We start from the raw sequence: 13,333 nt of genomic DNA, 5'->3' as shown, positions 1-13,333 counted from the left end.
TCACCCCCAATACAACACGATACAGAAACGAAAGATCACACATAAAAGCAACATCAGAATCGACGCCCCATATAAAAGCCGGTTGGCCCGCCGGATATCTTCCGGCACAACTGGTCTCATTTCGTCCCCGATCGTCGGTTTTGCAACAAGCTTGCCAAAATAAGAAGCGTCCCCTGCCAGCTGGACGCCCAATGCGCCCGCACAGGCCGCTTCCGTCTGTGCGCTGTTCGGGCTCGCATGGCAAAAGCGGTCGCGCCGATAGATCCGAAGCGCATTTTCTGCATCCAGTCCCAGAGGACGGGCTACCAGGATCATCAGCCATGCCGACAGCCTGGAAGGAATAAAATTCAAAATGTCGTCCAGCTTTGCCGCGGCCCTGCCAAAATGCAGGTATCGTTCGTTTTTATAGCCCACCATGGAATCCATCGTGTTGACCGCCTTGTAAAACACGCCCAACGGAGCACCGCCCAATGCCAAAAAGAAAAGCGGCGCAATTTCTCCATCGGAGGTGTTCTCCGCCACGGTCTCCACCGCCGCCTTTGTCACACCGGTTTCAGAGAGCGCCTGTGTATCGCGCCCGACGATCATGGACACAGCCTTTCTCGCACCCTCCAAATCGTCCTCCCGCAGACGGTCATATACCTTCATACTTTCTGTCCGAAGGGATTTTGCCGCCAACATCTGATAGCAAAGCAGCGTCTCCAACGCAAAGGAAAGCCAAACGTTTATCTTCCTGCACAGAAAAAGCAATGCGGCCACCGTACAGGTGGAAAACAGCGGTACTAAAACAGCAAGAAGAACGCCCGCAAACCTTTCTCCCCGTTCCGTCTTTGGAAAACAGGCGCGCAGAAGTTTTTCCAGCTTTTGAATCAGCCATCCGATCAACCGCACCGGATGCGGCAGCCAATGCGGATCTCCCAAACACAGGTCTAAAAGGAAGCCCAGCAAAAGCGCTGCAAGAGAGCCGATCATACCGGAGCCTCCGGCTTCAAACAGGCCGCAATCCCGCAGAACATCCGATCCACCCGATCCGCACGCCGGGCCAGCATACAGCAGATCCGCCCTGTCTGCTCCCTCCATTCGCGTTCAAAAGCATCAATCGGTACGATTCCACAGCCAATTTCATCGCACAGGATCGCAACCTCCGGATTCTGAAACAGCACCCGTTCCACTGCTTTTACCGGGTCCTGCCCAAACAGCATCAGCCTGCGGATTTCTTCGTGCAGCGCATTCCAAACCGGCATGTTTTCCGCCTCATCGCAGGTATACGCTACCTGCGACGCCACACCGCCGATTTCCTTTAACACCCACTGCAGTTTCCCCTGCTTCGCACCGCCAATTACCAGACGCATGTTTTCTTCTCCCAACCTTTATATTTTCTGTACAATGACGGCCGCCAATAAAATGGCCAATTCGCACAGCTGTAAAAACCATCCAGCCAAGTCGCCGGTGGTTCCGCCGAATTCCCGCACAGACATCCAACGATAATATCCAAACGCCGCGAGCGCCGCAATCAATACCGCAGCGCCGGTTCTGGCGTCAACCAGCAATAAAAAAGCCGCAGATAAAACCAGATAGGCAGCCAGCACCCAGGCCGTGCGCCGTTTATCCGCCGTGTGGGAAAACATGGCCAACAAGCCGCTGTTTTTTGCACACGGAAAGCAAACCACGGAAAGGCCGCTCAACACGCGGGAAAGTACAAAACCAACCGCCAGAATGCACAGGGATTTCCCATTCAGCGCCCATTCCTGCCACAGGCAGAACAGCAGCAGGAAATATATGCAGCAGCCCATGACGGCAAACGCGCCGCTGTTGGAGTCCTTCAGGATTTCCAGCTTGCGTTCCATCGGCTGCCGGGACCCCAGGGCATCCAGCGTATCACAAAACCCATCCAGATGGATGCCCCCGGTCAAAACCGCCGGAATAACCGCCGCAACCCCGGCAAACAAAGCTTTTCCTATCTCCCAATGAGCGGCAAGTGAAGTCCACGCAATCAAAACCAAACCGATCACCGCACCGATCAGCGGAAAGAAACACATGACATACCGCATATCGTCTTCGGTCCATTCCGTATGCGGCACAGGCAGACGGGAATACATCGAAAAAGCAATACAGAACGATCGAATCAGACGCACGCTGTAGTTTCCCCTTTCCCCTTATAAAAAATTGGAATAGAGCATACAACCTCCACCACACGATCCGCTTTTTGCGCCAATGAGGCGTTCACGCGCGCCAGCATTGCGATATACTCCATGGTGGACGCATCATATACCATTCCATCTGAAAACACCAGATTAGAAACAACAACGGTGTGATCGGCAAGTCGGCATAAGCGATCCATCCCGCGCAGAATTTGTTCACAGGCCAGCCCTCCCGCACCTTCCGGACTAAAATACTCATTCGCCAGCAAATTGGACATGCATTCCAGCAAAACGATCGATCCTGGAGGAACCGCAACATTTTCCAATTTCAATGGACACTCCACTGTCAAAAAGCCTTTCCCCTTGCGCAATGCCCTGTGCCGCTCCACACGCGCCCGGCTTTCCGCGTCGTTTGCCTGCATGGTCGCCAGATAGATCCGCGGCGCACCGGGAAGCTCCATCGCCAAATCTTCGGCATATTCGGACTTTCCACTGGCGGCGCCGCCCAAAATCAACGTCAACATTGCGTATTCCTCCTAGGCCAAAGGCTGATAAGGCGCAATAGCGATCTGCTCAAATGTGCGCATCCCGTTGTAAACCGCGCATGCCATATCCAAAATCGGCAGGGCGGCTACAGCGCCCGTTCCTTCTCCTAACGACATATCAGCTGTGATAAACGGCCACAGCTCCAACTCCTGCATTAAAAGACAACCCGCCGGTTCACTGGAAACATGGGACGCCAGCAAATACCCTTTGACGGACGGACACAGCCGGACCGCTGCCAGCGCCGCGGCCGCGGAAATGAAACCATCCACCACAACAGGAATACGCGCCAAAGCGCCGCCGAGAAACACGCCGGCCAGCCCTGCCAAATCCAGCCCTCCAACCTTGCAAAGCACATCGACTGCGTCATTGCAGTCCGGCTGATTGACCGCAATCGCCCGCTCAATTGCCTGTATCTTCCTTTTCAGTCCTTCGGAAGACAGCCCTGCGCCGCGCCCCGTCACCTGCTCCGGCGGCAAACGCAGAAATACAGCGGTGATCGCACTGCTGGTGGTTGTATTCCCAATCCCCATTTCACCTGTCGCCAGAATTTTGTAGCCTTTCTCCTTGAGCTCCAGTGCCAATTGAATCCCTGTCTCCAGCGCCTGAACCGCCTGTCCACGCGTCATTGCGGGACTCTTTGCCATGTTCTGCGTTCCATACGCAACCTTCCGATGCAGAATGTTCTCTCCCACCACATCGCGTGCAACGCCGATATCGACCGGAAAAACGTCCGCATGCGCCACCTGCGCCATCCGGCAGACACTGGTATCCCCCTTGGAAAGGTTCTCCGTCACAACCGCGGTCACCTCCTGGCCCGTCTGTGTAACGCCCTCCTGTACGACGCCGTTATCTGCACAAAACACCGTTACCGCCCTGCGGCTGAGGTCAATTTCCGGCGTTCCGGTCATACCGGCAATGCGCGCCAGCGCTTCTTCCAAAAGGCCCAAGCTCCGCAGCGGCTTTGCAATGCTGTCCCACCTCTGCCAGGCCAGCTGAACGGCGGCTTCGTCCGGCGGGACAATCCCGCGAATCGCTTCATCTAAAGTCATTGATCTGCTCCTCTTTATATCTCTGGCATCTTTGCAAAAAGGATATGGCCATCCTCGGATTGGAACAAAAATGCAGATGGGGATACCCCGCATAAAGCGTATCTCCCGCAAAAACACAGTCCCACTCCGTTCCATTGGACGCCTTCCGAGCCCGGAAAGACGCGCCGCTGTCGGTGCTGTCCCAATAATGGAATTCGTGCACCGGTATGGTTTCTCCTTTATTGCAGAGAAGGTTGTTTTCTCTGGCTGTCAAAACTGCATAGCCAAAGCGCTGTAATCGATCGGTCCGTTTTCCTTTGATCGGAAGCACGCCGGCCATCTCCCGACAGACGCCGGTTTCATCCTCAATCGACTCATGCAGGTACAAAAAGCCTCCGCACTCCGCGATGCAGGGCATGCCGTTCCGCACGGCATATTTGACCTGTGCGCGCATGCAGATATTCGCTTCCAGCTCCTGTGCAAATAATTCCGGATAACCGCCGCACAGCAAAAGCCCACTGCATCCCTCCGGCAGCTTTTCATCCCGCAAAGGGCTGAAAAAGCAAAGCGCCGCACCCATTTTTTGCAGCAGGCGAAGCGAATCCGGATAAGAAAAGCAGAAAGCTTTGTCTTTGGCTACCGCAATACGCAATTCTCCGGTACACGCGGGAACCTCCACAGGCGTATATTGCAAAGATTCGGCCCGCCTTGCCAATGCCAGAAAACCGTCCAAATCGATATGCTGCTCCGCCTGAAATGCCAGCATGTCCAGCTTATCCTGCAAGCCCTGTATTTCTTCCGCTGTTACCAGTCCCAGATGGCGGCTTTCCAACACTGCTTCCAGCATTTTCGGGAGAAAGCCCAATGATGCGATCCCCAAATCCTGCTCGACGCGCTCCTTCAAAGCAGGATACTGCGCGGGAGATAGCCGGTTGAAAATGACGCCCGCAATGCGGCTGTCCGGCCGATACCTCAAAAATCCTTCGATCTGTGCCAATAGGGAAAGCGCCGCGCCACGCGCGTCCACAAGCAATACCACAGGGCTTTTCGTCACGCACGCCATATGAAAGCTGCTCGTCCGATCTGTCATGCCAATTCCGTCGTAATACCCCATCACGCCCTCCAAAATGGCAATGCCGGCCTCCTGCGCGTTTTCGCATAAAAGGGAACGGACAGTCTGTTCCTGCAAAAGAAACAGATCCAGATTTGTTGAAGGGACTTCCAAAACCTCCCGGTGAAACATGGGGTCAATATAATCCGGGCCGCACTTAAACGCCGCCGCGCGTACGCCGCGATTTTTCAGCGCACGAAGGATCGCGCACGTCACCGTCGTTTTGCCTGAACCGCTGACGGCAGCGGCCAGAAGAATGCGCGGCTGCAACCCAATCACAAGCCTGCCCCCTGCCCGCTGAGCACATAAACCGGATTTTGCCCCAGCATCATATGATACGGGCCAGCTTGATTCGCTCTGGCAACCGAAACCTGTGAAATCTCTACATCTGTAAAATGCAAAGACGCAAACGCATCGACCGCCGCATGCAGCGTCTCCAGCGTAATGGCGTTGACCACAACCCGCACCTTCGGGTTTTTATAAAGCGCCGTACGCATCACAGCCTCCAAATTACCGGAACAGCCGCCGATAAACACGCTGTCCGGCGCGGGCAGACCGTCCAAGGCCGTGGGCGCTTCTCCCTGAACAACGCTCATATGCAGAACAGAAAACTTGCTGCGGTTCTGCCGGATCAGTTCCACCGCTTCTTCCTCTTTTTCCACCGCATAGACGCTTCCATATTTTGATTGCAGCGCCATTTCCACCGCTACCGAGCCTGTACCGGAACCGACGTCCCAGGCAACGCTGTCCGGCCGGAGCCGGAGCCGCGCAAGGGAAACCGCACGTACCTCGGATTTGGTCATCGGCGCGCCGCCCCGCAGAAAAAGGTGGTCGGGCAGTCCAAATCCCGTCTGATTCAAAGCCTCTGGATTTTGAATCAGTAACACGCTGAGCGGGTGAAACTCCTGTTCGGATAGCTCCCGCGCGGTTCCCGTCGTCACGCGTTCATCCGGATAGGACAGACGCTCCCCCACAGATACAGTCACCTGCTCGAGACCGGCATCACAGAGATTCCGGCAGACCGCCTGCGCGTGCAGCTGACCCGCCAAAATAAAGACCTTCTCATGGTTCTGTACCACTCCCACCAGGTTTCCCGCACGTCCATGCAGGCTGATTAAATGCACATCCTCCCATGACTGGTGCAGCTTTGCGCAGAAATAGGAAACCGAGCTGATTCCGCAAAACTCCTGGATCGGGTATGCCCGCAAAAGCTCCCGCAAACGTTTTGCGCCGCTGTAAAATCCCAGATCTCCGGAAAAGACAATGCCGATCACACGATGCTGCGGATTCGATTGGATATACGCGGCGATCTGTTCCGATAACGTCAATGCGCGCTTTTCACAGGGCAAATCCTGAAACGCGTCCAGCATCCGCTGCGCGCCGATCAGGCAGTCACATTGTTGCAGCGCTTTCCACGCGCCGATGGTCAGCGTATCGCGATTCCCCATCCCAATGCCGACAAAATAAATCTGTTCCGCCATCGTGTCCGCCTCCTCATAATGAAAATCTTTGTTTTAACTTGGCCCAAACGGACTCCAATGAATCCCCCGGAGCCTGCGGCGGTCTCCCGATCACAATTGTTTGAATCCCCGCCTCCTGCGCCGCTTCCAGCTTTTCTGTAAATCCCCCGGCTTTTCCCGACTCCTTTGTTACCAATGTCTGAATCGCAAACTGGTGCAGCAAAGCCAGATTCAATTCTTTGGAAAAGGGCCCCTGCATGCAGATCAAACGGCTTGGCGCGACGCCCAGGTCCAGGCCATGCTGGACCGCCTCCACGCTGGGCAGGATTCTCACAAATAATCTCTGTTGGTAATCCGGTATTTGTGTGAAGGCGGACAGGTCTTTTGAGCCTGTCGTCAGCAATACATTCCCCTGCGTTTTATACAAAGCATCAACCGCTGCCTGCGCATTCTCCACATACAGATAATCCTGCCGCTCACTGAACGACGCTTCTGTACGCTCGCGCAAAAGACGCAAATAGTCAACCGCAAGACCATGGCAGGCAGATTGGATATTCTTTGTCGCCAACACGGCATAGGGATGCGTGGCGTCGACGACGCAATCCACCGTATGCGCCCGCAAAAATTGCTCTATTTGTTCCTTGTCCATCCGGCCCTGCAAAACATGCAGTCCCGCGCGCGGCAAAAGGGCCTCTCCATAACCGGTTGCGACGCTGACATAAATCTGCAATCCACACCCAATCAGACGCTCCGCCAGTTCTCGGCCTTCACTGGTACCAGCAAACAGCAATACAGACGGCATTATGCTTCCTCCCGATATCCCCGCGGCGTCACCATTTTTCCATGAATCATTTTTGTCTGAGAGTTACCAATAAAAACCGTTGTAAACATGTCCGCCTGATAACGCTGCAATTCCTCCAACGTCATATACGCCGCGGTTTCTCCCTCACGTCCAATATTCCGAACCGCCCCCGCAGGCGTATCCGGCGAGCGAAACCGCAAAATGATTGCACAAGCTTTTTGCAGGTAGTCCGCCCGTTTTTTACTGGAAGGGTTGTACAGGCAGATCGAAAAATCCGCCTCTGCCGCGCATGCCAGACGCTTTTCTATCAACTCCCAGGGCGTTAAAAGATCGCTCAAGCTGATCACTGCAAAATCATGGGAAAGCGGAGCGCCCAGCAGAGCCGCCCCGCTGCACGCCGCTGTTACCCCCGGGACAACTTCTATTTCCAAGTCCGGATAAACGGACGCCGCCTCCAAAACAGGGCTTGCCATTCCGTAAACGCCGGCGTCCCCGCTGCAGACAATGGATACCGTCTTTCCTGCAGCGGCTTCTTCCACTGCGATTCGGCAGCGTTCTCGCTCCCCCCGCATGGGCGTGGAAATCTGTTTTTTCTTTGGATAGAGCGGCGCAATCTGCTCCACATATCCGGTATATCCTACAATGACGTCGCTTTTCTCCAGAGCGGCGGCGGCGCGGTTGGTCATCTGCTCCGGTGCGCCCGGCCCAAGCCCCACAACGTATAGCTTCATATTGATTCTCCTTCCGCGCGTGAAAAAACGACCGTCCAGGGCTCCGCCGCTACGGCAACTGTCACCCCGTCGTAAACCTGCTTTGAGAGAATAAGACGCCCTCCGCCGATCACCGCCGCCCGCTCACAGACATTGTCCACGCCGGTCACTTTTTTTACAAAATCCGAGCCGGAAAACCGCCCGGAAACCTGTTTCAGCTGCTCTGCTGTATAAAATTCTCTGTCAAGCTTATAGGCTTTACAAAGCTCAAAAATCCCTATTTCATGCGTTTTTAAGTCAATCGATGTCACTTTTTTTATATTTTTGATGTAAAGCCCAATACCTTGCAGGGCGTTTTTTACAGCGTTTTCTATTTTTTCTTTTGAAATGCCCTTTTTACAACCGATTCCCACTGTCAGGACACGCGGAATCAACCAGCAGGCGGTCTGAAATCGCGGCTCTGAGCGCAATGAAACCTGGATCCCGATTTCCCCTTCCTGCATCCACGCCAGCCCCTTGGGCAATGCTCCCTGCACTGGAAAATCGCTGTAGAAACCGACGGTCTGCCCATTCAGCAGAGCGGATGATATTGCCTTTGCCGCCGCAAAATCAGTGACCATCATTTGATTTTCCACCGCCCAGGTATCCACCGCAAACAGTCCGTTGACGTCAGTAGCGGTCGTTATGACCGGTGTTGCGCCGGTCCATCCGGCGATTTCCTCCGCCAACGCATTTGCGCCGCCAACATGCCCGGAAACCAGAGATATTACAAAGCGCCCACATTCATCCATTACAAGAACGGCCGGGTCATCTTTTTTACTCCGCAGATACGGCGCAATGCTCCGCACGGCTATTCCGCAGGCGCCAATAAACAGGAGCGCGTCTGCATGGAGAAACGCCTGCTCCGTCCAGCCGGAAAGCGTTTGTTGAAGCGGCATAACAGACCTTTGCACCGCATACTTTTCCGGGGCAAAGGCTTGGCAGATATGTCCCGCTTCTTCCAGCAAAGAGGCCGTTTGAGCCGCCAGCTTCGCTCCCCTTGCAGAAAAGGCAATTAACTCAATCTTCATGCAAGGTCTCCGGGCTTACGGCCGTTCGGTATCCATGGGAAAAGGAAGGATCGTACAGTTTAGAGCGATCGTACTGATTTCCCAAGAACCCGCCTACCAGAATCAATGCCGTTTTTTCGATTCCGTTTTCTTCCGCCATTTGCGGCAGTTCTTCCACTGTACCGCGCACCACTTTTTCATCCGGCCAGGTCGCTTTATACACGATTGCCGCCGGCGTATCCGATGCGTATCCGCCGGCGAGCAAGCGTTCCCTGAGCTCCTTTAAATATCCTGTGCTGAGGAAAACCACCATTGTCGCACCGTGCGACGCCAGCTTTTCAATCTCTTCCCTTTCCGGCACAGGGGTGCGCCCCGCCATTCGTGTGATGATAACTGACTGGGAAACGCCGGGCAGCGTGTATTCTGCGCGCAGAGCGGCGGCGGCTCCGCAAAAAGAACTGACTCCCGGCACCACTTCATACGCAACGCCCTGCGCATCCAATGCATCCATCTGCTCGCGGATAGCCCCATACAGACAGGGGTCCCCCGTATGCAGACGCACAACTGTCAAACCGGCTTTTTCCCCTGTAATTAGTACCTGCAGCACCTCTTCCAACGTCATGCGAGCGCTGTCATAAATCTGGCACTCCGGTTTCGTGTACTCCGTAAGGATTTGCGGATTGACCAAAGAGCCCGCATAAACAACAACGTCGGCATTACGCAACAGGCGTGCGCCGCGGACAGTAATCAGATCCACCGCCCCGGAACCTGCCCCTACAATATAGATCATTTTCTATCTTCCTCTCTGAGCCGTTGGATCAGACCGTCCGCACGGTCTGTCTGCCCCAAGACGCCATAAGCGTCTGAAAAAGCGACCGCTGCGGTCTGCAAGCTTCCATGCACACGCAGGTCCATATGACCGGAAATTTTCTTCATGATGGTATCCATTACTGGGTACAGCAGCGCTTGTCCGTCCAGTATGGAAAGCGCTTCATCTGTTGCAACACAGTCCATCAGCCGGGCAATTAAGGAGGTGTCAGCCCCATGCAGCGCCGCATGGGCCGCCAGAATCTCCATCCGCCCATCGGCATAACGGGAATGCGTGTTCATAATGCCGCCCGCCAGTTTTACCAGCTTTCCAATATGGCCGACTAAAAGAATACCATCTAATTGAAGCTCCACGGCAAGATCCAACATATCTCCTATATAATTGCTGCATTGCACAGCCCTGCACGGCAGGGAAAGACGGTCGTGTAAAAACGTTTCCCCATAGTTGCCGGGGACCACCGCCGCAACCTGCGCACCGTTCGCCTTCATCTGCGTCAGCTCGGCGCGGATCGTCTCAATTAACGCGCGTTCGCTCATTGGCTCTACAATACCGGTTGAACCCAGAATTGAGATTCCCCCCTCGATTCCCAACCGGGGATTAAAGGTTTTTTTCGCCAATTCCACGCCGTCAGGAACAGAAATCCGGACGCGCATTCCGCCTGGATACGCATACTCCCGGCAAACCTCCTGTACATTCCGGATAATCAGTTCGCGGGGCCCGGGATTGATCGCCGCTTCTCCCACCACGCATTTCAGCCCTGCCCGTGTGACGCGCCCAACGCCTTCGCCGCCTTCCACAAGAATGTCCTGGTCGATGCGGGTTACATGCGCATAAACCAAAACGCCGTTGGTAATGTCCGGGTCGTCGCCACTGTCTTTTTGAATAGCGCAGGAAACTTCCCCTCTTCCGATCCGCACGTCCTGAACAGTCAAACGCAGAAGAATTCCTTTTGGCGTCATCAGACTGACTTCTTCTACCTGCTTTTCGGACAGGAGCATTACCGCCGCCGCTTTCGCCGCAGCAGCCGCACAGGAACCCGTTGTGTAGCCGCAGCGCAGCCGTTTTTGTCCCCGGTATACGTATTCCTCCAGCTTCAACGGCGTACCTCCTGTAAAAACAAAAAAGCCATCCAGTAACTCGCATTACCGAATGGCGTGAATTGCAAATGAAAATGGGCGCGGCACCCCGCGCATCATGTTCACTTATCAGCCACACGCACTCCAGTACCGTGGAGAGTCGCATGAATAGAAATACGGCAGGTATTCTGGCTCATACATCGACACACCATCCCGCCTTCCCGGTTTACCAGTGGCTGATTGGGGCAGCGCTCCGTACTCACAGCAACGGACTTGCGCAGGATTTACACCTGCTTCCCTTTTCATCCGCAAAAGCGGAACCTGTATTCTGTTGTTTATTCTAAGCGAATTTCCTTTGTTTGTCAACTGAGGTGATCCACATGGACGTCCATCTGCGGGAAAGGGATGTTGATTCCCGCCTGATCGAACGCCAGCTTGACGTCCTCCTGCATTTGATAATACAGCGTATAATAGTCCTCTGTTTTGCACCAGACGCGAACGATCATCTGGATGCTGCTGTCCTGATGCTCGCCCACCGCAATCAACGGCGCCGGTTCCTTTTCAACCAGCGGGTTTTTCTCCGCAAGCGCGCAGAGCAGCGCCTTTGCCTGGGCAATATTGGCATCGTAGGCGATGGAATAGGTGAGATCCAGACGCCGGGTGGTCATCGCGGAATAATTGGTGATGGTACTCACTGTCACCTTCGAATTTGGAATAACGATTTCCTTGTTGTCAAATGTGCGCAGTGTGGTAAACATGATTTCAATCCGCTCCACCTTTCCCTCCACGCCATCCAGCAGAAGATAGTCCCCCACTGCAAACGGCTTGGTAAAGATAATCTGCGCGCCGCTGGCAATATTGGTCATATTGTCTTTCAAGGCCAGGCCAATCGTCACACTCGCCGCACCCAAAGTGGCAATAATAGAACTGACAGGCACGCCCAATTTAGACAGAGCGGTAATACAGACGAGCACCTGTACCGCGGCCTTTACAAGAGAACAGATAAACGAGATGACGCCTGCTTCCGCTTTTGTGCGGGACATTGCGCGCTTCATGAAACGGACGACAATTTTGCTGAGCCACCAGCCTAAAACCAGAATTACAATCGCACTGAGTATATCGCCCAATAAACCCGGCCCCGACTCCTCCCACCACTTCAGAAAAGATTCCCACAGCTTGGCGGACGCACCTCCCATAAAAACACCTTCCCCTGTCTATTTCATATTCTACTTCATTTAATATACTGGAAACGATCTCGAAAAACAAGCCCTTGCAAAGAGAATTCAGGCGTATTTTGTATATTATAACCTATATTATTGAAGTTTCTATTGCATATTTTAGAAACAAATGTTATAATGCAATTGTAACCAAAAGAAAATTCATTCCAGTAATGGAGAATGGAGGCAGTTTATGGAAAGCAGAGCAATAAAGATTAAATCCCCCAAAAACAGCAAAATATCCATCAGTGTGATCCCGGGTCATTTTGCAACGAACCACTCACACGTCAATTATTATATTGATATGACCAGTATCAAACACCGGCATGCGATGGCCTATGAAGCCGCCGCAACCATGGCGATGCGCTATGAAAACAACACGCCCATCGACACGATCATCTGTATGGACGGCTGTGAGATTATTGCCGCTTTCCTTGCGCAGTATCTGGCGAAATCCGGTATTATGTCGATGAACGACAAAAGTGACATTGCTATTATCACCCCGGAATTCAACAGCAACGGGCAAATGATCTTCCGCGATAATATTCAAAAAATGGTTTGGGAAAAGCGGGTTCTGTTGCTGGTCGCTTCAGCAACAACAGGCAAAACCATCAACCGCTCGCTGGAGTGCATCAAATATTACGGCGGAAGCGTCATGGGAATTTCGGCTATCTTCAGCGCGATTTCCGAGATAGGCGGCATTCACATTGACAGCATCTTCACCAGCAGCGATGTGCCCAATTATCAGACCTATCTGTTTAAGGATTGTCCGGACTGTCAGCAAAAGCGTAAAATCGACGCCATTGTCAACAGCTACGGATACTCAAAAATCTAATTTGAAGATTAACAAAAGCCAACCGGGAGTTTGCCTCCCGGCTGGCTTTTTTATGCCTATACTGAAAACGTACCTTTACTATAATAAATAAACATACTTTGCACCACGGTTCAATATCCGCGGTGTTTTTTTGATCTTTACGTTTTTTTAACTCCATTACCTGTTCCCCCGCAACCATCTTAACGGGGCGGCGCTTACAATAATAGTAGAAGAGAACGTAAAGGAGGAAGAACCATGAACACAAATATAATGGACATTCGTCATTCAGGCGATGCGAAAAAACGTCATAAATACAATGCAGAACATTTGCTCAGCCAATTTACCAGCCGTCATCCGTTCTTGTCGTTTTGGGCGGCTCTGGTGGGAATTCCCGCCGTGGCGCTCGGCGCGGTTGGCACTCTGGCAATCATCATTATCCTTCCTATCGCCTGGCTGATGGGCTGGCCTTTATAAAATCTTAATGCTTTTGCCTCGTCTCCTTATACCGAATTAAACGCGCCTGTATTAAACTGAAACGCAAAAGGAGGAA

15 protein-coding genes and 1 riboswitch are annotated in these 13,333 nt (G+C 53.3%); of the genes, 2 read left to right on the top strand and 13 right to left on the bottom strand.

The window, feature by feature from the left end; genetic code table 11:
• The 13 genes from cbiB to I4V53_RS05280 form a co-directional block, all read right to left on the bottom strand.
• The gene (gene cbiB, locus I4V53_RS05340; RefSeq protein ID WP_195984354.1) at nucleotides 1-972 is read right to left on the bottom strand and encodes an adenosylcobinamide-phosphate synthase CbiB; all 972 of its coding nucleotides are present in this window, start codon (nucleotides 970-972) and stop codon (nucleotides 1-3) included.
• Complete coding sequence (locus I4V53_RS05335; RefSeq protein ID WP_195984353.1) at nucleotides 969-1,352, bottom strand: bifunctional adenosylcobinamide kinase/adenosylcobinamide-phosphate guanylyltransferase; 384 nt, start codon at nucleotides 1,350-1,352, stop codon at nucleotides 969-971. The genes cbiB and I4V53_RS05335 overlap by 4 nt, the downstream gene beginning before the upstream one ends.
• Before the next feature lie 18 nt (nucleotides 1,353-1,370).
• Entirely contained in the window at nucleotides 1,371-2,135 is a 765-nt protein-coding gene (gene cobS, locus I4V53_RS05330; RefSeq protein WP_353616477.1) for an adenosylcobinamide-GDP ribazoletransferase, read from the bottom strand.
• A complete protein-coding gene (locus I4V53_RS05325) occupies nucleotides 2,126-2,665 on the bottom strand; it encodes a bifunctional adenosylcobinamide kinase/adenosylcobinamide-phosphate guanylyltransferase (RefSeq protein WP_195984352.1) in 540 nt (179 codons plus the stop codon). Before I4V53_RS05325 ends, cobS begins: the two co-directional genes overlap by 10 nt.
• A 12-nt stretch (nucleotides 2,666-2,677) precedes the next feature.
• Complete coding sequence (gene cobT / locus I4V53_RS05320; RefSeq protein WP_195984351.1) at nucleotides 2,678-3,736, bottom strand: nicotinate-nucleotide--dimethylbenzimidazole phosphoribosyltransferase; 1,059 nt, start codon at nucleotides 3,734-3,736, stop codon at nucleotides 2,678-2,680.
• Entirely contained in the window at nucleotides 3,723-5,105 is a 1,383-nt protein-coding gene (locus I4V53_RS05315) for a cobyrinic acid a,c-diamide synthase CobB (protein ID WP_195984350.1), read from the bottom strand. Before I4V53_RS05315 ends, cobT begins: the two co-directional genes overlap by 14 nt.
• A complete protein-coding gene (gene cbiE, locus I4V53_RS05310; RefSeq protein ID WP_195984349.1) occupies nucleotides 5,102-6,307 on the bottom strand; it encodes a precorrin-6y C5,15-methyltransferase (decarboxylating) subunit CbiE in 1,206 nt (401 codons plus the stop codon). Before cbiE ends, I4V53_RS05315 begins: the two co-directional genes overlap by 4 nt.
• 13 nt (nucleotides 6,308-6,320) lie before the next feature.
• Nucleotides 6,321-7,088, bottom strand: coding sequence for a precorrin-6A reductase (gene cobK / locus I4V53_RS05305; protein WP_195984348.1), 768 nt, complete (start codon nucleotides 7,086-7,088; stop codon nucleotides 6,321-6,323).
• A complete protein-coding gene (cobJ, locus tag I4V53_RS05300) occupies nucleotides 7,088-7,819 on the bottom strand; it encodes a precorrin-3B C(17)-methyltransferase (RefSeq protein ID WP_195984347.1) in 732 nt (243 codons plus the stop codon). Before cobJ ends, cobK begins: the two co-directional genes overlap by 1 nt.
• Nucleotides 7,816-8,868 (bottom strand): cobalt-precorrin 5A hydrolase, encoded by a 1,053-nt coding sequence (locus I4V53_RS05295; protein WP_195984346.1) that lies wholly within the window; start codon nucleotides 8,866-8,868, stop codon nucleotides 7,816-7,818. Before I4V53_RS05295 ends, cobJ begins: the two co-directional genes overlap by 4 nt.
• Nucleotides 8,858-9,637 (bottom strand): precorrin-4 C(11)-methyltransferase, encoded by a 780-nt coding sequence (gene cobM / locus I4V53_RS05290; protein ID WP_195984345.1) that lies wholly within the window; start codon nucleotides 9,635-9,637, stop codon nucleotides 8,858-8,860. Before cobM ends, I4V53_RS05295 begins: the two co-directional genes overlap by 11 nt.
• On the bottom strand, nucleotides 9,634-10,773 hold the full coding sequence (gene cbiD, locus I4V53_RS05285; protein WP_286167037.1) for a cobalt-precorrin-5B (C(1))-methyltransferase CbiD: 1,140 nt from the start codon (nucleotides 10,771-10,773) through the stop codon (nucleotides 9,634-9,636). The genes cobM and cbiD overlap by 4 nt, the downstream gene beginning before the upstream one ends.
• Nucleotides 10,774-10,913: 140 nt before the next feature.
• A riboswitch (cobalamin riboswitch) is annotated at nucleotides 10,914-11,092 on the bottom strand.
• A 22-nt stretch (nucleotides 11,093-11,114) separates the two neighbouring features.
• Complete coding sequence (locus I4V53_RS05280; RefSeq protein WP_195984344.1) at nucleotides 11,115-11,948, bottom strand: mechanosensitive ion channel family protein; 834 nt, start codon at nucleotides 11,946-11,948, stop codon at nucleotides 11,115-11,117.
• Between the two features lie 214 nt (nucleotides 11,949-12,162).
• Between I4V53_RS05280 and I4V53_RS05275 the strand changes: the two genes are divergently transcribed.
• Together I4V53_RS05275 and I4V53_RS05270 are read left to right on the top strand one after the other, a co-directional pair.
• On the top strand, nucleotides 12,163-12,804 hold the full coding sequence (locus tag I4V53_RS05275) for a phosphoribosyltransferase (RefSeq protein WP_195984343.1): 642 nt from the start codon (nucleotides 12,163-12,165) through the stop codon (nucleotides 12,802-12,804).
• Nucleotides 12,805-13,038: 234 nt separating this feature from the next.
• Nucleotides 13,039-13,257 (top strand): hypothetical protein, encoded by a 219-nt coding sequence (locus I4V53_RS05270; protein WP_195984342.1) that lies wholly within the window; start codon nucleotides 13,039-13,041, stop codon nucleotides 13,255-13,257.
• The last annotated feature ends 76 nt before the right edge of the window (nucleotides 13,258-13,333 follow it).

The sequence above is a fragment of the Clostridium sp. D33t1_170424_F3 genome (assembly GCF_015667585.1).
Lineage (GTDB): Bacteria > Bacillota > Clostridia > Oscillospirales > Acutalibacteraceae > Anaeromassilibacillus.
Note: the sequence above shows the minus strand (reverse complement) of the source record. Positions and strands in the feature narration are given on the sequence as shown.